At 61.3% G+C, this 21,423-nt stretch carries 26 protein-coding genes; 14 read left to right on the top strand and 12 right to left on the bottom strand.

What is annotated here, in order from left to right; translation table 11 throughout:
* Positions 1-26: 26 nt before the first annotated feature.
* Positions 27-2,537 (bottom strand): ABC transporter permease, encoded by a 2,511-nt coding sequence (locus tag BB029_RS16515; protein ID WP_065939984.1) that lies wholly within the window; start codon positions 2,535-2,537, stop codon positions 27-29.
* Positions 2,537-3,220 carry an ABC transporter ATP-binding protein gene (locus tag BB029_RS16510; RefSeq protein ID WP_059397119.1) on the bottom strand — a complete coding sequence of 228 codons (684 nt, stop codon included), beginning with the start codon at positions 3,218-3,220 and terminating at the stop codon, positions 2,537-2,539. The genes BB029_RS16515 and BB029_RS16510 overlap by 1 nt, the downstream gene beginning before the upstream one ends.
* A gap of 10 nt (positions 3,221-3,230) precedes the next feature.
* On the opposite strand from BB029_RS16510, the gene BB029_RS16505 reads away from it, so the two are divergent.
* The 3 genes from BB029_RS16505 (at position 3,231) to BB029_RS16495 (ending at position 5,230) form a co-directional block, all read left to right on the top strand.
* Positions 3,231-3,836 (top strand): arylesterase, encoded by a 606-nt coding sequence (locus BB029_RS16505; protein WP_065939983.1) that lies wholly within the window; start codon positions 3,231-3,233, stop codon positions 3,834-3,836.
* A 58-nt stretch (positions 3,837-3,894) separates the two neighbouring features.
* Positions 3,895-4,188: a hypothetical protein gene (locus tag BB029_RS16500; RefSeq protein WP_003172705.1), complete on the top strand. Its 294-nt coding sequence runs from the start codon at positions 3,895-3,897 to the stop codon at positions 4,186-4,188.
* A 73-nt stretch (positions 4,189-4,261) separates the two neighbouring features.
* Entirely contained in the window at positions 4,262-5,230 is a 969-nt protein-coding gene (locus tag BB029_RS16495; protein WP_027606975.1) for a L,D-transpeptidase family protein, read from the top strand.
* Positions 5,231-5,368: 138 nt separating this feature from the next.
* On the opposite strand, the gene oprI is transcribed toward BB029_RS16495, so the two are convergent.
* Complete coding sequence (oprI, locus tag BB029_RS16490; RefSeq protein ID WP_003172710.1) at positions 5,369-5,620, bottom strand: outer membrane lipoprotei OprI; 252 nt, start codon at positions 5,618-5,620, stop codon at positions 5,369-5,371.
* Between the two features lie 611 nt (positions 5,621-6,231).
* Between oprI and BB029_RS16485 the strand changes: the two genes are divergently transcribed.
* Positions 6,232-6,513 (top strand): GNAT family N-acetyltransferase, encoded by a 282-nt coding sequence (locus BB029_RS16485; RefSeq protein WP_027606976.1) that lies wholly within the window; start codon positions 6,232-6,234, stop codon positions 6,511-6,513.
* A gap of 77 nt (positions 6,514-6,590) precedes the next feature.
* Here the strand turns inward: BB029_RS16485 and BB029_RS16480 are convergent, their stop codons facing one another.
* Entirely contained in the window at positions 6,591-7,667 is a 1,077-nt protein-coding gene (locus BB029_RS16480) for a 3-deoxy-7-phosphoheptulonate synthase (protein ID WP_065939982.1), read from the bottom strand.
* A gap of 130 nt (positions 7,668-7,797) precedes the next feature.
* Positions 7,798-8,232, bottom strand: a complete 435-nt coding sequence (locus BB029_RS16475) for a PilZ domain-containing protein (RefSeq protein WP_065939981.1) — start codon at positions 8,230-8,232, stop codon at positions 7,798-7,800.
* Here BB029_RS16475 and BB029_RS16470 point away from each other — a divergent pair.
* The 5 genes from BB029_RS16470 (at position 8,231) to cysB (ending at position 12,133) form a co-directional block, all read left to right on the top strand.
* Positions 8,231-8,617 carry a co-chaperone YbbN gene (locus BB029_RS16470; protein ID WP_027606979.1) on the top strand — a complete coding sequence of 129 codons (387 nt, stop codon included), beginning with the start codon at positions 8,231-8,233 and terminating at the stop codon, positions 8,615-8,617. The two genes, BB029_RS16475 and BB029_RS16470, sit on opposite strands and share 2 nt — an antisense overlap.
* Positions 8,614-9,567, top strand: coding sequence for a putative 2-dehydropantoate 2-reductase (locus tag BB029_RS16465; RefSeq protein WP_065939980.1), 954 nt, complete (start codon positions 8,614-8,616; stop codon positions 9,565-9,567). The genes BB029_RS16470 and BB029_RS16465 overlap by 4 nt, the downstream gene beginning before the upstream one ends.
* Positions 9,568-9,582: 15 nt before the next feature.
* Positions 9,583-10,500: a 5'-nucleotidase gene (locus BB029_RS16460; protein ID WP_065939979.1), complete on the top strand. Its 918-nt coding sequence runs from the start codon at positions 9,583-9,585 to the stop codon at positions 10,498-10,500.
* A gap of 53 nt (positions 10,501-10,553) precedes the next feature.
* A complete protein-coding gene (locus BB029_RS16455) occupies positions 10,554-11,054 on the top strand; it encodes a universal stress protein (protein ID WP_027606982.1) in 501 nt (166 codons plus the stop codon).
* A gap of 104 nt (positions 11,055-11,158) precedes the next feature.
* Positions 11,159-12,133 (top strand): HTH-type transcriptional regulator CysB, encoded by a 975-nt coding sequence (cysB, locus tag BB029_RS16450; RefSeq protein ID WP_003189876.1) that lies wholly within the window; start codon positions 11,159-11,161, stop codon positions 12,131-12,133.
* Positions 12,134-12,136: 3 nt separating this feature from the next.
* Here the strand turns inward: cysB and BB029_RS16445 are convergent, their stop codons facing one another.
* Positions 12,137-12,619 carry a GreA/GreB family elongation factor gene (locus BB029_RS16445; protein WP_065940003.1) on the bottom strand — a complete coding sequence of 161 codons (483 nt, stop codon included), beginning with the start codon at positions 12,617-12,619 and terminating at the stop codon, positions 12,137-12,139.
* A gap of 5 nt (positions 12,620-12,624) precedes the next feature.
* Complete coding sequence (locus BB029_RS16440) at positions 12,625-12,993, bottom strand: hypothetical protein (RefSeq protein WP_065939978.1); 369 nt, start codon at positions 12,991-12,993, stop codon at positions 12,625-12,627.
* Between the two features lie 132 nt (positions 12,994-13,125).
* Here BB029_RS16440 and earP point away from each other — a divergent pair, with 132 nt between their 5' ends.
* Positions 13,126-14,259 (top strand): elongation factor P maturation arginine rhamnosyltransferase EarP, encoded by a 1,134-nt coding sequence (gene earP / locus BB029_RS16435; protein ID WP_065939977.1) that lies wholly within the window; start codon positions 13,126-13,128, stop codon positions 14,257-14,259.
* A gap of 48 nt (positions 14,260-14,307) precedes the next feature.
* A complete protein-coding gene (locus BB029_RS16430) occupies positions 14,308-14,880 on the top strand; it encodes an elongation factor P (protein ID WP_003172723.1) in 573 nt (190 codons plus the stop codon).
* 64 nt (positions 14,881-14,944) lie between these two features.
* Here the strand turns inward: BB029_RS16430 and BB029_RS16425 are convergent, their stop codons facing one another.
* From BB029_RS16425 to BB029_RS16410, 4 genes are all read right to left on the bottom strand, one after another.
* Positions 14,945-15,961, bottom strand: a complete 1,017-nt coding sequence (locus BB029_RS16425; RefSeq protein ID WP_065939976.1) for an alpha/beta hydrolase — start codon at positions 15,959-15,961, stop codon at positions 14,945-14,947.
* A 27-nt stretch (positions 15,962-15,988) separates the two neighbouring features.
* Positions 15,989-16,408 carry an organic hydroperoxide resistance protein gene (locus BB029_RS16420; protein ID WP_065939975.1) on the bottom strand — a complete coding sequence of 140 codons (420 nt, stop codon included), beginning with the start codon at positions 16,406-16,408 and terminating at the stop codon, positions 15,989-15,991.
* Between the two features lie 235 nt (positions 16,409-16,643).
* Positions 16,644-17,096, bottom strand: a complete 453-nt coding sequence (locus BB029_RS16415) for a MarR family winged helix-turn-helix transcriptional regulator (protein WP_065939974.1) — start codon at positions 17,094-17,096, stop codon at positions 16,644-16,646.
* Between the two features lie 79 nt (positions 17,097-17,175).
* Entirely contained in the window at positions 17,176-18,126 is a 951-nt protein-coding gene (locus tag BB029_RS16410; protein ID WP_065924436.1) for a LysR family transcriptional regulator, read from the bottom strand.
* A 108-nt stretch (positions 18,127-18,234) separates the two neighbouring features.
* Between BB029_RS16410 and BB029_RS16405 the strand changes: the two genes are divergently transcribed.
* Positions 18,235-18,984 carry a sulfite exporter TauE/SafE family protein gene (locus BB029_RS16405; protein WP_027606990.1) on the top strand — a complete coding sequence of 250 codons (750 nt, stop codon included), beginning with the start codon at positions 18,235-18,237 and terminating at the stop codon, positions 18,982-18,984.
* Here the strand turns inward: BB029_RS16405 and BB029_RS16400 are convergent.
* Entirely contained in the window at positions 18,974-19,855 is an 882-nt protein-coding gene (locus BB029_RS16400) for a LysR family transcriptional regulator (RefSeq protein ID WP_043293698.1), read from the bottom strand. The two genes, BB029_RS16405 and BB029_RS16400, sit on opposite strands and share 11 nt — an antisense overlap.
* Before the next feature lie 70 nt (positions 19,856-19,925).
* On the opposite strand from BB029_RS16400, the gene BB029_RS16395 reads away from it, so the two are divergent.
* A complete protein-coding gene (locus BB029_RS16395) occupies positions 19,926-20,132 on the top strand; it encodes a DUF1127 domain-containing protein (protein ID WP_065924439.1) in 207 nt (68 codons plus the stop codon).
* A 45-nt stretch (positions 20,133-20,177) separates the two neighbouring features.
* Positions 20,178-21,398, top strand: a complete 1,221-nt coding sequence (locus BB029_RS16390) for a winged helix-turn-helix domain-containing protein (RefSeq protein ID WP_065939973.1) — start codon at positions 20,178-20,180, stop codon at positions 21,396-21,398.
* The last annotated feature ends 25 nt before the right edge of the window (positions 21,399-21,423 follow it).

Raw genomic sequence — 21,423 nt, 5'->3', positions numbered from 1 at the left:
CGTGAGGCAGGCGGGTCATGGACCGCTCAGCCCTCGCGCAATACCGTCAGCGGGCTGGCGTTCAGCGCACGGCGTGTGCCGAACACCCCGGCACCGCCGATCAATACGGCGCCGATCACAGGCAGCAGCAACAGCCAGGGGTGCGGTTGCCAGGCCAGGTCGAAGGCATAGCGGTACAGCACCCACGTCACCAACTCGGTACCCAGCGCCGCCAGCAAGCCGCTGACTGCGCCCAGCAAGCCGAACTCGATGCGCCGTGCCTTGACCAGCAGCTTGCGCTCCGCGCCCAGTGCTCGCAGCAGTGCACCTTGGCGAATGCGCTCATCCAAGGTGGCTTGCAGGCCGGAGAACAGCACCGCCATCCCAGCGGCCAGCACAAACAACAACACGTACTCCACCGCCAGGGTCACTTGGGCGAGGATGCTGCGCAGTTGCTCCAGCAGCGCCTCGACCTGCAGGATGGTCACCGCCGGGAAGGCGCGGGACAGATCAACGATCTGCTGATCATGCCCTGGCGCGAGGTAGAAGCTGGTCAGGTAGGTGGCCGGCAGGTCCGTCAAGGTTCCCGGTTGGAAAATCATGAAGAAGTTCGGCTGGAAGTTATCCCAGTTGATGGTTCGCAGGCTGGCAACCCGTGCCTCACGGTTTTCCCCGGCGATGGTGAACACCAGGTGATCGTTCAACTTGAGCTTGAGGCTCTGCGCGACCTTGGCCTCTACCGAGACTCCTGGAATTCCATCGGTGGGTTGTTGCGACCACCATGAGCCTTCGGTCAGGGTATTGCCCGGCGGCAGGTCGGCGGCCCAGGTCAGGCTCAGGTCCCGTTGTACGGCGCGGTCACCGCTGGAGTCCTTGCTGACTATTTCCTGTACCGGCTCGCCATTGATACTGATCAACCGTCCTGGCACGACCGGGTACAGCGGCGCGGATTGCGCCTGCACTTCCAGCAGACGGGCGCCAAAGGCGTCCTTATCGGCCGGCAGGATATTCAGGGCGAAATAGTTGGGGGCGTCCTTGGGCAGCTGGTTTTGCCAGGTGTCCAGCAATTCGCCACGCAGCAAGGCGATCAAGCCCATGGACAACAGGATCAGGCCGAACGCCAGGGACTGGCCCGCCGCCGCCAGCGGGTGGCGCAGCAGTTGGCCCAGGCCCAGGCGCCACGGCAGGGACGCACGGGCCAACAGGCGCCGCAGGCTCTGCAACAGCAGCAGAAGCAAGCCACCCAGAACCAGCGCGGCGACCACGCCGCCGCCCAGCAGGGCGAAGGTCAGCACCAGGTCGAGGCTCAGGCGCCACATGATCAGGCCCAGGGCGAACAACGCGGCGCCGTAGACCATCCAGGTGCTGGACGGGATAGGCAGCAGGTCGCGCCTCAGTACTCGCAGCGGCGGTACGCGACCGAGGGCGGCCAACGGTGGCAGCGCGAAACCCGCGAGAGCAACCAGCCCGGTGCCGATCCCGGCAATGGCCGGCAACAGTCCACCCGGTGGAACATCCGCCGGCAACAGGTCGTGCAGGAAATAGAACAGGCCAAACTGTGCCAACCAACCGAGGAGGGCGCCGGCCAGGCTCGCCAGTAACCCCAGTACGCTCAATTGCAGGCTGAACAGCAGCATGGCCTCGAGTCGCGATAACCCAAGACAACGTAGCAACGCACTGGCGTCGAAACGGCGGGTGGCAAAGCGGTTGGCCGACAGGGCCACGGCCACGCCGGCCAACAGCACGGCCACCAGGCTGGCCATGTTCAGGTAGCGTTCGGCTTTGCCCAGGGCGCCGCCGATCTGCTGGTTGCCGTCCCGTGAGTCCTGAAGACGCTGGTTGGCGGCGAGCCCCGGCTTGATCAGGTCTCGATAGGTTTGCAGCGCGGTACTGGCCTGCGGGCCACGCCATAGCTCGCGGTAGCTGACGCGACTGCCCGGCTGGACCACGCCGGTGGCGTCCAGGTCCGCCAGGTTGATCATTACCCTGGGCGTCAGGCTATAGAAGTTGCCAGCGCGATCCGGTTCGTAGGTCAGTACGCGTGCCAGGCGCAAGGTCTTCATGCCCACATCGATACTGTCGCCGACGTTCAGGTCCAGTGCCGTCAGCAGCCGCGATTCGACCCAGGCTTCACCGGGTTTCGGCCCGCCGCCCGGGGTTTCATCCCCAAAGGGGGCTGCTGCGCTCTTGAGCTCACCGCGTAGCGGATACTGCTCGTTGACCGCCTTGATGCTGGAGAGCTGGATACCATTGTCGGTGGCAATGACGCTGGAAAACTCAACCACACGGGCGTGATCCAGGCCCAGTTCGGTCCCGGATCTGATTTGTTCGGGGCGTGCCGGTGAGCTGCCTTCGAGTACCAGGTCGGCGCCGAGGAACTCGGTGGCGCGCAACAGCATGGCGCCGTTGAGGCGGGCGCCGAAATAACCGATGGCGGTACTGGCCGCCACGGCCACCAACAGGGCGAAGAACAACACACGCAATTCGCCGGCGCGGGCATCGCGCAGTAATTGGCGCAGGGCAAGGCTGAACAGGCGCAACAGCGGCAAACGTGCCATCAAGGCTCCAGGGGGGCGACCATCAGGCCGGCTTCAAGGCGGATCAGGCGTCGGCAACGATGAGCCAGGCGCTCGTCATGGGTAACCAGCACCAGGGTCGTGCCGCTTTCTTTATTGAGCTCGAACAGCAGGTCGCTGATGCGCTCACCGGTGTGGCTGTCGAGGTTGCCGGTCGGCTCATCGGCAAACAGCACGTCCGGTTCGGCGGCAAAGGCGCGGGCAATCGCCACCCGTTGCTGTTCGCCTCCGGAAAGCTGGCGTGGTGAGTGGGTCAGGCGCTGGCCGAGGCCGACGCGCTCCAGCAGGTGTCTGGCGCGTTCGCGGGCGTCCTTGCGGCCATCCAGCTCCAACGGCAGCATGACGTTCTCCAGCGCATTGAGGCTGTCGAGCAGTTGGAACGACTGGAACACAAAGCCCACGTGTTCGGCACGGATGCGCGCGCGCTGGTCTTCGTCGAGGGCGCTGAGGGCCTGGCCGGCGAGGGTGACTTCACCGCTGCTGGGCAGGTCGAGGCCGGCGAGCAGGCCGAGGAGGGTGGATTTACCCGAACCGGAGCTGCCGACGATAGCCAGGCTATCGCCCTTGTTCAGTTCCAGGCTCAGTTCGTGCAGGATAGTCAGTTCACCTTCCGCGCTGGGAACCACTTTGCTGAGGTTCCGCGCGGTGAGAATGCTTGCGCCCATGGAGAATCCGATGCGAATGTGGTTTTTGAGTGCTGGCCTGGCCTTGATGTGCATGGCCCAGAACGCAGCGGCGGGTACAGTCCTGATCGTTGGCGATAGTATCAGTGCCGGTTTCGGCCTGGATACCAGCAAAGGGTGGGTCGCATTGCTGCAGCAACGGCTCAAGAAGGAAGGTTTCGACGATAAAGTGGTCAATGCCTCCATCAGCGGCGACACCAGTGCCGGAGGCCTGGCGCGCCTGCCGGCGGCGCTTGCAGAGCATAAGCCGGACGTGGTGGTGATCGAGTTGGGTGGTAACGATGGCTTGCGTGGGCAGCCACCGGCGCAATTGAAACAAAATCTTGCGTCGATGATTGATCAGTCCAAGGCCGGCGGTGCCAAGGTGTTGTTATTGGGGATGCAGTTGCCGCCCAATTATGGTCCGCGATACACCACGGCATTCGCCGAAGTCTTTGGCACGCTGGCCAAGGAAAAAAACATCCCGCTGGTACCGTTTTTCCTGGAAGGAGTGGGTGGTCATCCGGAGCTGATGCAGGCTGATCAACTTCACCCGGCTCTCGGCGCTCAGGGCAAATTGCTGGAAAATGTCTGGCCGACGCTAAAACCGCTGCTATGACGCTTTTCTACCGGCAGGCTTTCGGCTAAGGTGGCGCCCCCCCGATCTGGAGCCCCCGATGTCGCGTCCTGCCTGGTCCCTGTTTAACTACCAACTGATCGAGCCGGACGAGCAGCTGGATCTGTTCGCCTGCCAGGAAGTGCGGGTGCATCTGGTGACGCGTCAATTGGAACTGGGCGGCTCCATCGATCGCACCCTGTGCGGTACGTTATTGCCGGCGCAGCCGCGTTGGTCCCTGGTCGACCGTTCGATTTTCCAGGACCAGCGCCTGTGTCCTTTGTGCCGGGCGATCCTCGAGTCGCAGAAGCGTGGCACGCCGCCGATCTGGCCCGAGTTGCGTTTCGAGTTGTAGGGGGCAGCTAGAAGCCCGCTTCACGTATACAATCGATTTTTACCTACCCGTCGTTCTGCGAAGGATTTTCCGGATGTTGTCGCGCCTTTCCGTCGTCACCTGCTGCCTGTCTCTTGCTGCCTTGTGTGCGGCCGGTCCTGCCGCCGCCTTGCAGTTGCCCCTGCCTCCACCCGGCGAAGACATCGTCGGGCAGGTCCAGGTGATCAAGGCCAAGTACGAAGACACCTTTGCCGACCTGGGTACCACCTACGACCTGGGCTATTCGGAAATGGTCGCGGCCAATCCGGGCGTCGATGCCTGGTTGCCGGGGGCGGGGACCGAGATCGTCCTGCCGACGCGCTTCATCCTGCCGCCGGGGCCCCGTGAAGGCATCGTGATCAACCTGGCGGAGTATCGGCTCTACTATTTCCCCAAGGGACAGGACGTGGTCTACACCTTCCCGCTTGGGATTGGTCGTGAAGGCTGGGGCTCGCCCATTGCGCACACCAGCATCATCGCCAAGACGCCGAACCCGACCTGGACGCCGCCGGCCTCGATCAAGGCCGAACACGCCGCCAACGGCGACCCGCTGCCCAATGTGGTGCCGGCCGGCCCGGACAATCCCCTGGGGCCGTTCAAGTTCACCCTGGGGACGCCGGGGTATCTCATCCACGGTTCCAACATGAAGTTCGGCATCGGCACCCGTACCAGCCACGGTTGCTTCCGCATGTTCAACAACAACGTGTTGGAAATGGCAGGCATGGTCCCGGTGGGGACGTCGGTGCGGATCATCAACGATGCCTACAAATTCGGCAGCAGCGGCGGCAAGGTCTACCTCGAAGCGCACACGCCCCTGAACGACGACGGCACACCATCGGTGGTCGACAAGCACACGGCAGTGATCAACGCTTTGCTCAAGCGTGAAGACCTGGCCAATAACCTGCGGGTGAACTGGGATCAGGTGCGTGATGTGGTCGCGGCCGAAGATGGCCTGCCCACCGAGATCGGTGTGCCAGGTGCTGCACCGATAGCTTCCAGCGCGCCGATCGACCTGCAGCAATAAGCGACTGGCCCGTTCCTGAGCCCGCCACGGCCTTGCGCTGCGGCGGGCTTTTTATTGCGCGGGGGTCTGGTCCGAATCGCAGGCAATAAAAAAGCCGACCCAAGAATGGATCGGCTTGATAACAATCCCGAGGGATTATTACTTGCGGCTAGCTTTTTCAAGCATACGCAGAGCGCGCTCGTTAGCTTCGTCAGCAGTCTGTTGTGCTTTTTGAGCAGCAGCCAGAGCTTCATCAGCTTTACGGTAGGCTTCGTCTGCACGGGCCTGGGAGCGAGCTGCTGCGTCTTCAGTTGCAGTCAGACGAGCTTCGGTTTCTTTGGAGACGCTGCTGCAACCGGTAGCCAGAACTGCGGCCAGAGCCAGAGCAGAGAATTTCAGAACGTTGTTCATCGTGTTCCCCTTCAAGGACTTTCTATTAAATGGCTACTTTCTCAGAGTGAGCTAATAGCCGGCGTACATACTACCCATTACTTGTAGTAAGTAAACTGACGTAGCGCAAGAAGCAAAAAAAATTCTTGTGCCGAATCTATTTTGGCTAATCTTTTGGACATTCGTATAAAAACCGTACAGTTTTTTGCAGTCTGACGGAGATTGGATCCAGGCTGAGAGGGCCGGCCCGCATGTGTTAAGCCTTGTAAATAGATGAAATTTTATATATCGAGGCTGACACTTTCGTTTGGCTGGCCTTTACCACGCCCCGCATCTTTTGTGCATGTAGAGGTGACTTTAAGAGCGTCTGTTCGTCTCAAGGTTCAACTGCCGGCAATGTTCAGGCCTTGGATCACCGGTTGATCGAGGCCCTTTCTATATCCGCCAGCGGCAGGGATGACGGGTACGCCTTGAGCAATTACAGGATTGGTGCCTACTATTCCCTACGTGCTGGTTGTGAGCGCTCAAGGTTTTCTCGTTGTCGAAACCGGCACGGGGTGGCGTAGATGTTCCTTCGCCGGAAAAACATCGGTAAGGTAGGGGTCAGAATCCAAGACCCGCGAGGAGTAGTGATGAGCGAGGCGTTGTCCATCCACCATGACCAGGCTGGTCATCAGTTCGAGACCAATGTGGACGGTCATCGTGCCTATCTGACCTATATGGACCTCGGGAAGCAGACCCTGGACATCTATCGGACCTTCGTGCCCAACGCACTGCGCGGCCGTGGCATTGCAGCTGCGTTGACCGAGGAAGCCTTGAAGTTTGCCGAAGAGCAAGGCTACACGGTGATCCCGTCATGCTCCTATGTCGAACGCTACATGGAGCGCCACCAGCGTCATGCCGCGAAGCTATAACGCACACCATAAAACGCAGCATGAAAAACGCCGGGCTCAGCCCGGCGTTTTTGTGTGCGCACACTTCAGATACAGGTTCAGCTGCGTTTGCGTTTCGGCAATACGTCCTTGAGCTTGGCGTGCATGCTGCGCAGGGTGTTCTCGGTGGCGGACCAGTCGATGCAGGCATCGGTGATCGACACGCCGTACTGCAAGTCGGCCAGGTCCTTTGGAATCGCCTGGCAGCCCCAGTTCAGGTGGCTCTCGACCATCAGGCCGATAATCGACTGGTTGCCTTCGAGGATCTGGTTGGCAACGTTTTCCATTACCAGCGGCTGCAGGGCCGGGTCCTTGTTGGAGTTGGCGTGGCTGCAGTCGACCATGATGTTTGGCTTGATCCTGGCCTTGTTCAGCGCCTGCTCGCAGAGCGCAACGCTGACCGAATCATAGTTGGGCTTGCCATTGCCGCCGCGCAACACCACGTGACCGTAGGCATTGCCCTTGGTGGTGACGATGGAGACGCCGCCTTCCTGGTTGATACCCAGGAAACGGTGAGGGCTGGAGACCGATTGCAGCGCGTTGATCGCCACGGTCAGGCCGCCGTCGGTGCCATTCTTGAAGCCTACGGCCGAAGACAAGCCGGATGCCATTTCGCGGTGGGTCTGCGACTCGGTGGTGCGCGCGCCGATGGCCGACCAGCTGATCAGGTCCTGCAGGTACTGCGGGGAGATCGGGTCGAGGGCTTCGGTGGCGGTGGGCAGGCCCATTTCGGCCAGGTCCAGCAGCAATTTACGACCGATGTGCAAACCGTCCTGGATCTTGAACGAGTCGTCCAGGTACGGGTCGTTGATCAAGCCTTTCCAGCCCACGGTGGTACGCGGTTTCTCGAAATACACGCGCATCACCAGGTACAAGGTGTCGGACACTTCCGCCGCCAGCACTTTGAGGCGTTCGGCGTATTCGTGGGCAGCCTTGAGGTCGTGGATCGAGCATGGCCCGATCACGACGAAGAGGCGGTGGTCGGTGCCATCGAGAATGTTACGGATGACTTCGCGGCCTTTGGTGACGGTCTGCAGGGCAGCGTCGCTCAGAGGGATTTCGCGCTTGAGCTGATCGGGTGTGATCAGGGTCTCGTTGGATTCGACGTTTAGGTCATTGATCGGTAAATCAGCCATCGTGTTACTCGCCAGGGTCACGGGTGCCGGCCGCCAGCCATCCCCGTGCGGCGGGCACAGCATGATTTGAATGCAGGGGGGAGGAACCTTAGCGCGTAACACGGGCCCGCGACAATGGGCAAAGCCCGCTTTAATCCAGCGCTGGCCGCACAAACGTCTCATGGGCGAACTCGCCGGCATGGCGCGCCACCCACTCACGGGCCAGGGCTTCGAGTTGCTGCGGGGTCGGCTCGGCATCTTCGTGCTGGCGGCAGTAGCGCTCTATCCGGCATGCTTGCTCACCCATTCGCGCCCCGAACAACGCATGCTCATCGGTAAACGAAATGCCCACGCGGTAGCCGTTTTCCACCTTGCGACACCACGCCACATACCCCGGATAGCGGGCCGTGGCGCCCAGGGAGGGAATGTGCAGGTCAACGGCCGTGCCCTGGCGCCATGCGCGGGGCCAATTGCAGGCAACGCCGCCCAGGCCGATAGTGTGCAGGCGTTGGCGGGGGACGGCAGGAGAGGGGCGTTGGATTAACTCGACAGCGACATCATCAGGGTGAGGTAAAAAACGACCCATGTACACGGACTCCGAGCACCGTCCAGTTGACGGCGGTGGCAGCAGTATAGTGAAGGAACTGGAATTGACCGACCTGGATATTGACCAGCAATTGCTGGGATTGCCAGGTATTTCGCTGGTGGTGTTCACCAGCGTGGGGTGTTCCAGTTGCCGTTGGGCGCGCCAGCAGTTGCCGGGCTGGCGTTTGCCGGTGGACCGCGTGTGCTGGGTGGATGCCGGGCACAATGGCGGTGCGGTCGAACGCTACCAGATCTTTCATTTGCCGGCGTTGTTCGTGGTGTGCGAGGGTCAGTTCCTCGGGCAAATACAGACACGTCTTACGCTTTCTGACCTGACCGAAACCATTGACCAAGCACTTAGCCGCACTCCGGAGGAACTGCCATGACAGTACAGTCGCCACGTATCGGCATTATCGGCACCGGCGCCATTGGTGGCTTCTATGGAGTGATGCTGGCACGTGCTGGCTTCGACGTGCACTTCCTGCTGCGCAGCGAATATGCAGCGGTCAGCGAGCACGGCCTGCGCGTCAATAGCAGCGTGCATGGCAACCTGCACCTGCACCCGGTGCAAGCCTACGCCCGTGCTGCCGACATGCCGCCGTGCGATTGGTTGCTGGTGGGCACCAAGTCCACCGGCAATGTCGAGCTGGCCCCGACCCTCGCCCAGGTCGCGGCGCCGGACGCCAAAGTGGTGTTGCTGCAAAACGGCCTGGATGTCGAAGACAGTCTGCGTGAACACCTGCCGCCATCCCTGCATCTACTGGGCGGGCTGTGCTACATCGGCGTACACCGCTCCGCGCCTGGCGTTGTCGAGCATCAGGCGTTGGGCCGGGTCAACCTGGGCTACCACAGCGGCACGGCCGCCAACGATGAGGCCCGCCAGAAGGCTATTGTCGAAGCCGGTGCCGCGTTGTTTCATAAGGCCGGCATCGAGTCCCAGGCCATGGCCAATGTGCATCAGGCCCGCTGGCACAAGCTGGTGTGGAACGTACCTTACAATGGCCTCTCCGTACTGTTGGGAACTGGCACCACGGCAATGATGGCGGACGAATCCAGCCGTGAGCTGATCCAGGCGCTGATGGCCGAAGTGGTGCAGGGCGCCCATGCCTGCGGTCATGAAATCCCCGGCAGTTACGCCGAGCAGATGTTCGCCATGACGGAAACCATGGACGATTACCTGCCCAGCATGTACCACGACCATATACATAAACGCCCGCTGGAACTGGCGGCGATCTATGCGCGACCGCTCGCTGCCGCCAAGGCCGCGGGTTGCGAATTGCCACGAATGCAGGCGCTGTACCAGGCCTTGAGCTTTATTGATCGGCATAACCGCTGATTCGGGGGACGTACCATGGCAAAGGGATTGGGCGACAAACTGGTGCTGGCGATTTCCTCGCGGGCGCTGTTCGACCTGAGCGACAGCCACAAGGTCTACCTGGCCCAAGGGGTGGAGGCCTACCGTAAATACCAGATCGAACACGAGGAAGAGATCCTCGAGCCCGGTGACGCCTTTCCGCTGGTCAAGAAGCTGCTGAGCCTCAATGCCAGCCTGGGCCGTGCTCGGGTCGAGGTGGTACTGGTATCGCGCAACAGTGCCGACACCGGCTTGCGCGTGTTCAATTCCATCCAGCATTACGGCCTGGATATTTCCCGAGCAGCCTTTGTCGGTGGGCGTAGTCCTTATCCTTATTTAGCTGCGTTTGGTTGCCATCTGTTTCTTTCCACCCATGCTGAAGATGTACGCAGTGCCCTCGATGCGGGCTTTGCCGCCGCGACGATTCTGTCGGGCGGTCCGCGCCGGGCGTCCAGCGAGGAACTGCGGATTGCCTTTGACGGTGACGCGGTGCTGTTCTCCGATGAGTCAGAGCGCGTGTATCAGGCCGGCGGGCTGGAGGCGTTCCAGGCCAGCGAGCGCGAGTCGGCACGCCAGCCTTTGCACGGTGGCCCGTTCAAGGGGTTCCTGGCGGCACTCAACTTGTTGCAGCGTGAGTTTCCAGACGAGGCCTGTCCGATCCGCACAGCCTTGGTCACCGCTCGTTCGGCACCCTCGCACGAACGGGTGATTCGGACCTTGCGTGAGTGGGACATCCGACTGGATGAGTCACTGTTTCTCGGCGGCCTGGAGAAGTCCGCCTTCCTGGAGGCGTTTGCCGCGGATGTGTTTTTCGATGACCAGGCCGGTCACTGTGAGAAAGCCAGGGAGGTGGTGGCCACCGGGCATGTGCCCCATGGCATCAGTAACGAGATGAGGATTCAGGCCGAGACCTAGGTGCGCTGCTAAGCTCATTCAATCTCCTCCATCCTGGCCGTCCGGGAGGTTTTATGATTCGTTCGATGCTGTACGCCACGGACCTTGGTCTGTACGCGCCGTATGTGATGCAACATGCACTGGCGCTGGCGCGGACGTTCAAGGCTGACCTGGATGTGATTCATGTGGTCGAGCCCATCGGGTTGTTCGCCGAATCGGTGTTGCAGAGCTACCTTGATGAGAAGGCCTTGAGTGAATGGCAGAGCCAGGGGCTGAGCACTGTCATGGCGACCATCGAGCAACGGGTGCTGGACAGTTTTCGCGAAGAATTGGGGGATGAGGGCCAGGATCTTGAACTGATTCGCTCGGTACGGGTGATTCAGGGCGACCCGTGCGAAGTGATACTCGAGCAGTTGCGCAAATTGTCCGTCGACCTGTTGATCGTCGGCAGCCACAGCCATGCCACGGCGGCCGCCACACCGCTTGGGCGCACCGCTGCACGGGTGCTGCAGTTGTCTAGCGTGCCGGTTTACCTGGTGCCTGCGTTACAGCGTCGACGCAGTGATGACGTGTGATGGGTAAGAAACGATAAAAAGTTCTAGATTTATCCGTCAAACCTTTAATATAGTTATATACCGTCGCTGATACCCGTGGCGTCTATCTGCTTTGAGGGACACATATGAAGCTTCAACAACTGCGCTACATCTGGGAAGTGGCGCACCACGACCTCAACGTTTCCGCTACCGCTCAAAGCCTTTACACCTCCCAACCCGGTATCAGCAAGCAGATCCGCCTGCTCGAAGACGAGCTGGGCGTCGAAGTGTTCGCGCGCAGCGGCAAGCACCTCACCCGTGTCACCCCGGCCGGTGAACGCATCATCACCACCGCCGGCGAGATCCTGCGCAAAGTCGAGAGCATCAAGCAGATCGCCCAGGAATTCTCCAACGAGAAGAAAGGCACCTTGTCGATTGCCACGACCCACACCCAGGCGCGTTACGCATTGCCGCCGGTGATCCGCGATTTCATCAAGCAATACCCGGACGTGGCGCTGCACATGCATCAAGGCTCGCCGATGCAGATCGCCGAGATGGCCGCTGACGGCACCGTCGACTTCGCCATCGCCACCGAAGCCCTGGAGCTGTTCGGTGACCTGGTGATGATGCCGTGCTACCGCTGGAACCGTTGTGTCGTCGTGCCCCAGGGCCACCCATTGGCCAAGTTGCCGAAGCTGACCCTGGAAGCCCTGGCCGAATACCCGATCGTCACCTACGTCTTCGGTTTCACCGGCCGCTCCAAGCTCGACGAAGCCTTCAGCCATCGTGGCCTGACGCCGAAAGTGGTGTTCACCGCCGCCGACGCCGACGTCATCAAGACCTATGTGCGCCTGGGCCTGGGCGTGGGCATCGTCGCCAAGATGGCCGTCGATACCAACCTCGATAAAGACCTGGTGGTGCTGGATGCCAGCGAGCTGTTCGAGTCCAGTGTGACCAAGATCGGCTTCCGCCGTGGCACCTTCCTGCGGGGCTTCATGTGCGACTTCATCGAGAAGTTCGCCCCGCACCTGACCCGCGAAGTCATGGCCAAGGCAATCCAGTGCCACAACAAGCAGGAACTGGAAGAGCTGTTCGACGGCGTGGAATTGCCCGTCCATTAGGGGTTATTTGGCCTCGGTAACCGTAAAGTGTTGCCGGGCGCCTGCCACCAGAATCTCCACCTCATCACCTTCGGACTTGCCCAGCAGGCTTTTGCCCAAGGGTGAACGCGGGGTGATGACGGTCACCGCTTGCCCGACCACGTCCACCTTCAAACCCGCCGCATCCGGTGCCAGGAACAGCCACTGCTGGCGGCCGTTTTCGTCTTCCAGGCCCAGCAATGTGCCGACTTCTATGCCACGTTGATCATCGTACGCACGCAGTGGCAGGTTCTGGCACAGCGCCAGCGCCTGCTTGATTTCCTCGACGCGCCTGGCTTGCCCGGCTGCCAGGTAAGACGCCTCCAGCCCGAGGGTGTCGTATTTGTTTTCGGCGATATTTTCTTCGTGGGTCGCGGTTTCGTAGGCGGTCTGCGCGGCGCGCTGGGCGATGTCGAGGTCGACGGTGAGTTTTTCCAGGATCAGCTGGTGAACGGCGTGTTTATTCATGGTCATCAATCGCAGAATTGCAGGACATTGGCCCGGGTCTTTTCATTCGGTGCGTTCTGGTCCTGCTGCAGCCAGAACTGGCATTTGGGGTTGGACAGGTTGCGTGCGTTGTTGCGGGCCTGGTCCAAGGCTTGCTGTTGTTCCTGCTTCTGCAGGTTCTGTTGGTACTGCTCGAACATACGGTTCGGCGGCTCCGGCGCAACCGGTGCGGGTTTACCCAGTTGCTCAACGGCCTGGGCCACAGGCGCCAGGCTCTGCGGGAACAGATAGCGCGACGCCAGCCAGGTGGTCAGTGCAATGGCGATAAATCCCAGCCACACCCCCAGGGCAATGGCGAGCGTGAGCTTGGGCAGCGACAACGAGCGATCGGACATGATGGCCTCCTGGCAGGCATTAACGGCATGGCGGCGATTGTCGCACAGCCACTGTGCAGAATAATCGCGATCAAGCCTTCTGCATCGGCGCATTTATGCGGACAATCGAGCCTTTGAGCGTTGGAGCCCGGAATGAAAGCCCGCTGGGATATTTTTTGCAGCGTCGTCGATAACTATGGCGACATCGGCGTGACCTGGCGCCTGGCCCGGCAATTGGTGGCGGAGCAGGGCTGCGAGGTGCGCTTGTGGGTCGACGACCTGCGCGCCTTCGAGCGTATGTGCCCCGAGATTGATGTGCGTCTTGACCAGCAATGGCAAGAGGGTGTCGATGTGCGCCATTGGCCGGCCGTGTGGTCGAGCGCACCGGCAGCCGATGTGGTGATCGCCGCCTTCGCCTGCCAGTTGCCGCCTGACTACATGGAAGCCATGGCCGTGCGTGAACGTACGCCGTTGTGGATGAACCTGGATTACCTCAGTGCCGAAGACTGGGTAGTGGGGTGTCATCGGTTGCCGTCGGTGAAGTTCAAGGGCGTGCAGAAGTACTTCTTTTTCCCAGGGTTCCGACCCGGTACGGGCGGGCTGTTACGCGAGGCCGGGTTGCTGGAACAGCGTCAGGCGTTTCAGCAGGATGCCGCCGCACAGCGGCAATTCCTGCAAGGCTTGGGTGTGTTTCCGGCACCGGGTGCGCGGCTGATCTCGTTGTTCGCCTACGAAAACGCCGGGCTGGCCCGTTGGCTGGATGCACTCTCGACCGACGGGCACACCACTCATCTCTTGGTGCCGGAAGGGCGCATCCTCGGTGATGTGCAGCATTGGCTCGGTGTCGAAAGCCTGGCGGTGGGGGACGTCCATCAACGCAACGCCCTGACCGTGCAGGTGCTGCCGTTTGTGCGCCAGGAGCAATATGACCGCCTGCTGTGGTGTTGCGACTTCAACGCCGTGCGCGGCGAAGACTCGTTCGTGCGCGCCCAATGGGCCGGGCGGCCGCTGCTGTGGCACATCTATCGTCAGGACGAAGACATCCACCTGGACAAGCTCGATGCCTTCCTGGACCTGTACACCGCCGCCCTGTCACCGGTCGCGAAGGCTGCCCTGGTCGAACTCTGGCAAGCCTGGAACACTGATGGCGATATGGCATACGCGTGGAAAATGCTGCTGCCGCACTGGCCTGAGTTAACTCAGCACGCGCAGACGTGGTGTCTGGAACAAGGCTTGCAGGCCGATCTTGCGACGGCGCTGGTACAGTTTTATGAAAGTTGGATATGATACGCGACCTTGATTTTTGTAATCCCATCCAAATTTCGGATATACGCAATGAAAACTGGTAAAGAACTGAAACCCGGTACAGTGATCCGTCTCGAAAACGACCCTTGGCTGGTTCAGAAAGCTGAGTTCACCAAGTCTGGTCGTAACAGCGCAATCATGAAGACCAAGCTGAAGAACCTGCTGACCGGTTACAAGACCGAGATCGTCTACAGCGCCGATGACAAACTGGACGACGTGATCCTCGACCGCAAGGAAGCGACCCTGTCCTTCATCAGCGGCGACACCTACACGTTCATGGACACCACCGACTACACCATGTACGAGCTGAACGCTGAAGATATCGAAGCTGTTCTGCCGTTCATCGAAGAAGGCATGGAAGACGTCTGCGAAGCTATTTTCTTCGAAGAGCGCCTGGTTTCCGTAGAGCTGCCGACCACTATCGTGCGTAAGGTTGCCTACACCGAAGGTTCCGCTCGCGGTGACACTTCGGGCAAAGTGATGAAGCCTGCCAAGCTGAGCAACGGTACCGAACTGCAAGTTGCCGATTTCATCGAAATCGACGACCTGATCGAGATCGACACCCGCGAAGGTGGTTCGTACAAAGGTCGCGCCAAGAAGTAATTCTGGCCCCGCCGATACGAAAAAAGCCCGACCTAGCGTCGGGCTTTTTCGTGGGCGCCGCTTTTTACTTCAGGTGCTGCTTCAGCTCGTCGGATGCCTGCAGCAAGGCCGAACGCACCGCTGGTACCTGGTTGACCACATTGAGCAAACCGTAGTCGTGGATCATGCCGTTATAGCGCACGGCTGTCACGGGAACCGCGGCCTGGTCCAGCTTGCGCGCATAGGCTTCGCCTTCGTCACGCAACACATCGGCACCGGCGGTCTGAATCAGCGCGGGCGGTAAGCCCTTGAGCTGATCCGTGGTCGCCCGCAGCGGCGAGGCGTAGATCTCGGCCCGCTGGTTGGCGTCGGTGGTGTAGTTGTCCCAGAACCACTTCATCATGTTCCTGGTGAGGAAGTGCCCTTCGGCGTACTGGTTGTAGGACGCCGTCTCGAAGTTGGCATCGGTCACCGGCCATAACAGCAGTTGGAACTTGATCGCAGGTGTGCCCTTGTCCTTGGCCATCAGGCTGACGACGGCTGCCATATTGCCGCCGACACTATTACCCGCGACCGCCAGGCGTTTGCCGTCGACGTTGATGTCCTTGCCATGCTCGGCGACCCACTTGGTTGCGCCGTAGGCCTGGTTGATCGCCACCGGATAGCGGGCTTCCGGTGAAGGCGTGTAGTTGACGAAGACCGCCACGGCCCCCGAACCCACCACCAGATCGCGCACCAGGCGCTCGTGAGTCGGGTAATCCCCCAACACCCAGCCGCCGCCGTGGAAGAACATGAACACCGGCAATGTGCCCTTGACCCCGGCTGGCCGCACGATGGTCAGGTCCAGCGGCTGGCCATCGACCTGAATGGTCTTCTGGCTCACGTCCGCCTTGGGCAGGGTCAACTTCACACCGGCCTGGGCACCCGTCAGTACGGCACGGGCTTGCGTGGGTGTCAGTTGTTCCATCGGTTTGCCGGTGCCGGCGTTCAACACATCCAGGAAGGCCTGGGTAGTATGTTCAACGTCGCCATTGGCGGCAAACGCGTGAGTGACGGACAGGGCGAGCAGGCTGCCGGTCAGCACGTTGGCAAATGTGTTCATGTTCTTCTCCAGTGACAGCGGCAGTGGTTAGACGGTTACGTGCAGGCGCACTTCGACGTTGCCACGGGTGGCGTTGGAGTACGGGCAGACTTGGTGCGCAGCGTCGACCAGGCTTTGCGCATCGTCCTCGGCCAGGCCTGGCAGGCTGACGTGCAGGTCGATATCCAGGCCGAAACCGCCAGGGATCTGGCCGATGCCGACGTGGGCAGTGATCGAGGCATCATCCGGGATTTTGCGTTTGGTCTGGCTGGCGACGAATTTCAGGGCGCCGATAAAGCAGGCCGAGTAACCGGCGGCAAACAGTTGTTCCGGGTTGGTGGCCTGGCCGCCGGCGCCGCCCAATTCCTTGGGGGTGGAGAGTTTGACGTCGAGGATATTGTCGCTGGAAACAGCGCGACCATCACGGCCGCCGGTGGCGGTGGCTACTGCGGTATAGAGCGTTTGCATGGTGTCGTCCTCTTGGTTTTAGCACTAAAATTTTGCGCGCTAAGTAGTTGGTGAGGTAAATGTATAGCGCTAATGTTTAGCGCGCAAGATAAATGTATAAATATTTTTCAGTCGCTGCAAACCAATGTGGGAGGGGGCTTGCTCCCGATAGCGGTGTTTCAGTCAAAAGATTCGTCGACTGATAAACCGTTATCGGGAGCAAGCCCCCTCCCACAGGTTGAGTGTTTTGCCGTGTTCAGATCGCGTTCTGCAGGTTGCCCCGCAACGCAAGCAAGTCAGCCTGCAGCTTGCGCAATTGGTCCAGCTCCAAACCGCTGGCGCCGAGAATGCACTGTGGAATACCCATGGCTCTTTCCTGCAAGGCACGCCCGGCGTCGGTCAGTTCCACCACCACCACGCGCTCATCTTCACGGCTGCGGGTGCGGCTGAGCAGGCCTTCGGCTTCCAGTCGCTTGAGCAGTGGCGTCAGGGAGCCCGGGTCGGTCAGCAGGCGGCTGCTGATTTCACCGACGGTCAAACCATCTTCTTCCCACAGCACCATCATGGCCAGATACTGCGGGTACGTCAGGCCGAGGGCTTGCAGCAGCGGTTTGTAGACCTTGGTCATCAGCAGCGACGTGGAGTGCAGGGCGAAACACAGTTGGTTGTCCAGCAACAGGGATTCGCACGGGGCGGGATTTTTGCTCATGGTGGTGCCTCAAAAAAGCGTGTCTGCCTGGAATCTAGCGGGCAAATCTTTAATGCGCCAGATAATTCTGTCCGGGTGGTCAGACCAGTCCGCTTTGCAGCGCCAGATCCCAAGGCGGCACGGGGCTGAATCGGGACTTGAGATATTCCAGCAGCAACCGGCTGCGCGCATTGGGCTGCTGTTCCAGGCGCAGTGCATAGATCCCGGTGGTCTCCGGGTTGGGCAGGCCGTCTTGGCAAAACAGTGGCAGTAACTCGCCGCGCACCAGGTACTCACTGGCCAGCCAGGTGGGGAGGTGGGCGATCCCCAGCCCGGCGAGAGCCCCCGATAACAGCGCTTCAGCGTTGTTGGCGCTCATGCGGATGCGCCGCGGGCGATGCGTTGCACGTCGCCCGTCCAACTCGAAGCGCCACGCGAACATCGGCGCCAGGCCGTCCCAGTCCAGGCCGTCATGCTCGCTCAATTCGCGAGGGTGGGCCGGGGTGCCACGGCTTTTCAGGTAGGCCGGACTGGCGCAGGCGATGCGCACGATACTGGCCAGGGGCGTGGCGATCAGCCGGGTATCGACGATATGCCCGGCGCGCAGCACCAAGTCGACCTTGCCCAAGTGCGCGCCCTGCATATCGACAAAGCTGTCAATCAGATGCAGGTGCACATCCAGCCCCGGGTACACATTCAGAAAGTCGGCGATCACGGGCGCCAGATGCCGTCGCCCAAATGCTGCCGGTGCGTCCACGCGGATCAAGCCCTCGGGTGCATGGCTCAAGGAGACCGCTTCCGCCCGCGCCAGTTGCAGCTCGCTGACAATCCGTCGTGCCCGCTCGGCGAAGGCCAGGCCCGCCGGGGTCGGCACCACCGCGTGAGTGCTGCGCTGGAACAGGCGGCTGCCCACGGAGCTTTCCAGGCTGTCGATGCGCCGCGCCACCGCCGAGGGCGTCAGCGGATGGCGACGGGCTGCGGCGGAAAAGCTGCCGGTTTCCAGTACATCGAGAAACAGGCTCAGTTGATCGGTCAGTGTGTTGGGATTCATCGATACGCGCTTATGCGAGATTGGCATAGCCATTGTGCGTTGCTGTGCGTTTCCGCGCCAGGGTCGACTGCGTAGCATGCAGGGCCTGGGAATGTGGAGTAGCGAGCGGTGTTGGATTTAGCGGTGTATCTGGTATTGGGCGTGGCCCTCGGCACGGTGGGTGGCCTGTTTGGTATTGGCGGTGGGCTGATTGCGATCCCGGTCCTCGGCGTATGGTTCGGCCTGGACCAACAACTTGCCCAAGGCACGGCGCTGGTGATGGTGGTGCCGAACGTGATGCTGGCCCTGTGGCGTTACCACCAGCGCAATCGCATCGAACTGCGCCACGCCCTGCCGTTGGGCATCATGGGCTTCAGCTTTGCCTGGCTCGGCTCGATCTGGGCCGTGGGGCTGGACGCAGGCGCCATGCGCATCGGCTTTATCGTGTTCCTGCTGACACTCTCGGCTTACAACCTGCTGCGCATGTTCACGCGCAATGCACCGCCGACGGCACACATGCGTTATTCCTGGCCCTGGCTTGGCGTGTTGGGCGCGGCGTCCGGTTCCATGGGCGGTTTGTTCGGAGTGGGCGGCGCGGTGGTGGCCACGCCGGTACTCACCAGTGTGTTCGGCACCACCCAGGTGGTCGCCCAGGGCTTGTCCCTGGCCTTGGCCCTGCCCAGTACCGGGGTGACGCTGGTCACCTATGCCTGGCACCACGAAGTGGACTGGCTGATCGGCATCCCCCTGGCCGTCGGTGGCCTGCTCAGTATCAGTTGGGGCGTGAAAGTCGCCCACGCCCTGCCGGAAAGGCTGTTGCGCGGCCTGTTCTGCGGCTTCCTGGTGCTGTGTGCGGTAATGCTGACCTTTAAAGTCTGAAGCCTTCGAGGATGTACTCGGCCAGGCAATCGGTGATCGGTGAGGCCATCAGGGGGTTACGCAGCAAACGCAGGTTCATTGACGGCAAGGGCGGTAACCCTTCCTCGCTGCCGAGTATGCGCAGGTCTGCAGTCACCAGGCTTTCCATGCTGACCATGGCCGCCAAGCCTGCGCTGACGACTGCCTGGATCGCCGCCCCATTGGTGCTGTGATAGGCGAGGCGATAACTGCGCTCGACCGAATCCAGTGCCCCCAGGGCCCACTGGGTGTAAAGGCAGTCAGCACCGGAAATCGCGAGGGGCAGGGCGTCGTGCTCGTCTACGCAAAAGCACGGTGCTGCGGCCCATACCATGCGTTCGGAACGCAACAGTTCCCCGACATCATTCCCGGGCTCTCGGCTGATCACGGTCAGGGCCAGGTCCCGGCGCTGCATCAGCACCGTGGACGCCTCACAGTGCATCTCAATCTGGATCAGCGGGTATGCCTTGGAAAACCGCTGGAGAATCCCCGGCAGGAAGCGCATCACGTAGTCATCCGGTGTACCGATGCGTACCAGCCCCACCATATGCGGCTCGCGCAGGGTGTTGAACACTTCGCTGTGCAATTTCAGGATGCGCCGCGCGTAGCCCAGCAGCACTTGGCCCTCGGGGGTAAGCCGCACTTGCCGGCCATCGCGCTCGAACAGTTTGCGCTGCAGCACGTCTTCTTCCAGGCGCTTCATCTGCATGCTCACCGCCGATTGGGTGCGGTTGACCCGTTCACCGGCGCGGGTGAAACCGCCCTGGTCGGCGATGGCGACGAAGGTGCGCAGCACTTCAGTGTCGATGCTCGGGTAGTCGGACAATTGATCAATCTCCGAGATGTATTGCATAAGAAACATTCGTTGGATTGATCATAAGGCCAGGCTCACACTCGCGTCATCCCCATTGGAGGGCGAGAAGATGAAAGGTCAAAGAGGCTTTGTGTTGATGGCAAAACGTCCGTTTTCCGGGCTGTTTCACAGGATTGCCCGTTGGCAGGCGCTGCATGGGGAGCGTCAGGTCCTGGCCAGCTTGAGCGATGATGCGCTCAAGGACATCGGGCTCAATCGCGGCGACGTTGAGCAGGATCGCCATCTGCATTTCTGGCAAGACCCGCTGCGAAAATGACCCCGGATGCAGTAGGGTGGTTGGCGAGCCCACATGGAGAACCTCATGGCCGCCGACCTGTCTTTTTCCCTCAAGCAAGCTCGGCGCATGGCGCTGGCGGCCCAGGGATTTTCCGGGCGCCAGGCGCCCGTACTGATAAAAGCTGCGCACATCAACCGCGTGATCCAGCGCTTGGGCGTGTTGCAGATTGACTCGGTCAATGCGCTGGTGCGCTCTCATTACTTGCCGCTGTTTTCCCGCCTGGGCGGTTACTCGCCGTTGATGCTTGAACAGGCGGCCTGGAGCCAGGGCCGGCGGCGTTCGCTGTTTGAGTATTGGGGGCACGAGGCCTCGTTGCTGCCGATGGCGTTGTATCCCTTGATGCGTTGGCGTATGGAGCGGGCGCAGCAGGGACGGGGCATCTATTCGCAGATGGCGCGCTTCGGTCGTGAGCAACAGGCCACGATCCAGCGTGTTTTGCAGACTGTCGAACAGCAGGGCGCGCTGGGCGCGGGCAGTTTGTCGACCCGCGAAGAGCGAGCCGGACCCTGGTGGGACTGGAGCGATGAAAAGCATGCGCTGGAGTGGCTGTTCGCCGCCGGCCTGGTGACCGTTGCCGGCAGGCGTGGTTTCGAGAGGCTGTATGACTTGCCCGAGCGCGTCATCCCGGCTGACATCCTCCAGCAGACGCCATTGACCGAGGCCGAGGCCCAGCGTGGCCTGTTGCTGCACAGCGCCATCGCCCTGGGTGTAGGCACCGAAAAAGACCTGCGCGACTACTTCCGCCTTGACCCCGCCGACAGTCGCAGTCGCCTGGCGGAGTTGGTCGAGGACGGGCAATTGCAGGTGTGCCAGGTGCAAGGCTGGAAGCAGGCAGCATACTGCCTGCCCGAGCCCAAAGTGCCACGCAAGGTGTCGGCCAGCGCACTGCTGTCGCCCTTCGACTCGCTGGTCTGGGAGCGTAGCCGCACCGAGCGCCTGTTCGATTTCCGCTACCGCCTGGAGATCTACACCCCGCAACACAAACGGGTGTACGGCTACTACGTGCTGCCGTTTTTGCACAACGAGCGGATCGCTGCACGTATCGACCTGCGGGCCGAGCGCGCCAACGGGCGCCTGGCCGTGCATGGGGTGCACGAAGAGGAGCCGGGGCTGGATGATGAGGGGATGCAGGCGCTGGCCCTGAACCTGCGGCAAATGGCCGACTGGCTGGGGCTGGAACAGGTGCAGCTCAATTGCCAGCGGCCGAGTGCCGACCGGTTGCGGTTAGCCATGCTGCACGTGTAGGAGGAAGGTACTTGCGTGGCGAGCG

It is taken from the genome of Pseudomonas sp. S3E12 (assembly GCF_001702295.1).
Taxonomy (GTDB): domain Bacteria; phylum Pseudomonadota; class Gammaproteobacteria; order Pseudomonadales; family Pseudomonadaceae; genus Aquipseudomonas; species Aquipseudomonas marginalis.
This window is presented reverse-complemented; position numbering and strand designations above follow the sequence as displayed.

What these genes read in the sequence shown, in the direction of transcription:
- BB029_RS16515 (WP_065939984.1), bottom strand. Translation starts at nt 2,537, where the DNA reads ATGGCACGTTTGCCGCTGTTGCGCCTGTTCAGCCTTGCCCTGCGCCAA.
- BB029_RS16510 (WP_059397119.1), bottom strand. Translation starts at nt 3,220, where the DNA reads ATGGGCGCAAGCATTCTCACCGCGCGGAACCTCAGCAAAGTGGTTCCC.
- BB029_RS16505 (WP_065939983.1), top strand. Translation starts at nt 3,231, where the DNA reads ATGCGAATGTGGTTTTTGAGTGCTGGCCTGGCCTTGATGTGCATGGCC.
- BB029_RS16500 (WP_003172705.1), top strand. Translation starts at nt 3,895, where the DNA reads ATGTCGCGTCCTGCCTGGTCCCTGTTTAACTACCAACTGATCGAGCCG.
- BB029_RS16495 (WP_027606975.1), top strand. Translation starts at nt 4,262, where the DNA reads ATGTTGTCGCGCCTTTCCGTCGTCACCTGCTGCCTGTCTCTTGCTGCC.
- oprI (WP_003172710.1), bottom strand. Translation starts at nt 5,620, where the DNA reads ATGAACAACGTTCTGAAATTCTCTGCTCTGGCTCTGGCCGCAGTTCTG.
- BB029_RS16485 (WP_027606976.1), top strand. Translation starts at nt 6,232, where the DNA reads ATGAGCGAGGCGTTGTCCATCCACCATGACCAGGCTGGTCATCAGTTC.
- BB029_RS16480 (WP_065939982.1), bottom strand. Translation starts at nt 7,667, where the DNA reads ATGGCTGATTTACCGATCAATGACCTAAACGTCGAATCCAACGAGACC.
- BB029_RS16470 (WP_027606979.1), top strand. Translation starts at nt 8,231, where the DNA reads ATGTACACGGACTCCGAGCACCGTCCAGTTGACGGCGGTGGCAGCAGT.
- BB029_RS16475 (WP_065939981.1), bottom strand. Translation starts at nt 8,232, where the DNA reads ATGGGTCGTTTTTTACCTCACCCTGATGATGTCGCTGTCGAGTTAATC.
- BB029_RS16465 (WP_065939980.1), top strand. Translation starts at nt 8,614, where the DNA reads ATGACAGTACAGTCGCCACGTATCGGCATTATCGGCACCGGCGCCATT.
- BB029_RS16460 (WP_065939979.1), top strand. Translation starts at nt 9,583, where the DNA reads ATGGCAAAGGGATTGGGCGACAAACTGGTGCTGGCGATTTCCTCGCGG.
- BB029_RS16455 (WP_027606982.1), top strand. Translation starts at nt 10,554, where the DNA reads ATGATTCGTTCGATGCTGTACGCCACGGACCTTGGTCTGTACGCGCCG.
- cysB (WP_003189876.1), top strand. Translation starts at nt 11,159, where the DNA reads ATGAAGCTTCAACAACTGCGCTACATCTGGGAAGTGGCGCACCACGAC.
- BB029_RS16445 (WP_065940003.1), bottom strand. Translation starts at nt 12,619, where the DNA reads ATGAATAAACACGCCGTTCACCAGCTGATCCTGGAAAAACTCACCGTC.
- BB029_RS16440 (WP_065939978.1), bottom strand. Translation starts at nt 12,993, where the DNA reads ATGTCCGATCGCTCGTTGTCGCTGCCCAAGCTCACGCTCGCCATTGCC.
- earP (WP_065939977.1), top strand. Translation starts at nt 13,126, where the DNA reads ATGAAAGCCCGCTGGGATATTTTTTGCAGCGTCGTCGATAACTATGGC.
- BB029_RS16430 (WP_003172723.1), top strand. Translation starts at nt 14,308, where the DNA reads ATGAAAACTGGTAAAGAACTGAAACCCGGTACAGTGATCCGTCTCGAA.
- BB029_RS16425 (WP_065939976.1), bottom strand. Translation starts at nt 15,961, where the DNA reads ATGAACACATTTGCCAACGTGCTGACCGGCAGCCTGCTCGCCCTGTCC.
- BB029_RS16420 (WP_065939975.1), bottom strand. Translation starts at nt 16,408, where the DNA reads ATGCAAACGCTCTATACCGCAGTAGCCACCGCCACCGGCGGCCGTGAT.
- BB029_RS16415 (WP_065939974.1), bottom strand. Translation starts at nt 17,096, where the DNA reads ATGAGCAAAAATCCCGCCCCGTGCGAATCCCTGTTGCTGGACAACCAA.
- BB029_RS16410 (WP_065924436.1), bottom strand. Translation starts at nt 18,126, where the DNA reads ATGAATCCCAACACACTGACCGATCAACTGAGCCTGTTTCTCGATGTA.
- BB029_RS16400 (WP_043293698.1), bottom strand. Translation starts at nt 19,855, where the DNA reads ATGCAATACATCTCGGAGATTGATCAATTGTCCGACTACCCGAGCATC.
- BB029_RS16395 (WP_065924439.1), top strand. Translation starts at nt 19,926, where the DNA reads ATGAAAGGTCAAAGAGGCTTTGTGTTGATGGCAAAACGTCCGTTTTCC.
- BB029_RS16390 (WP_065939973.1), top strand. Translation starts at nt 20,178, where the DNA reads ATGGCCGCCGACCTGTCTTTTTCCCTCAAGCAAGCTCGGCGCATGGCG.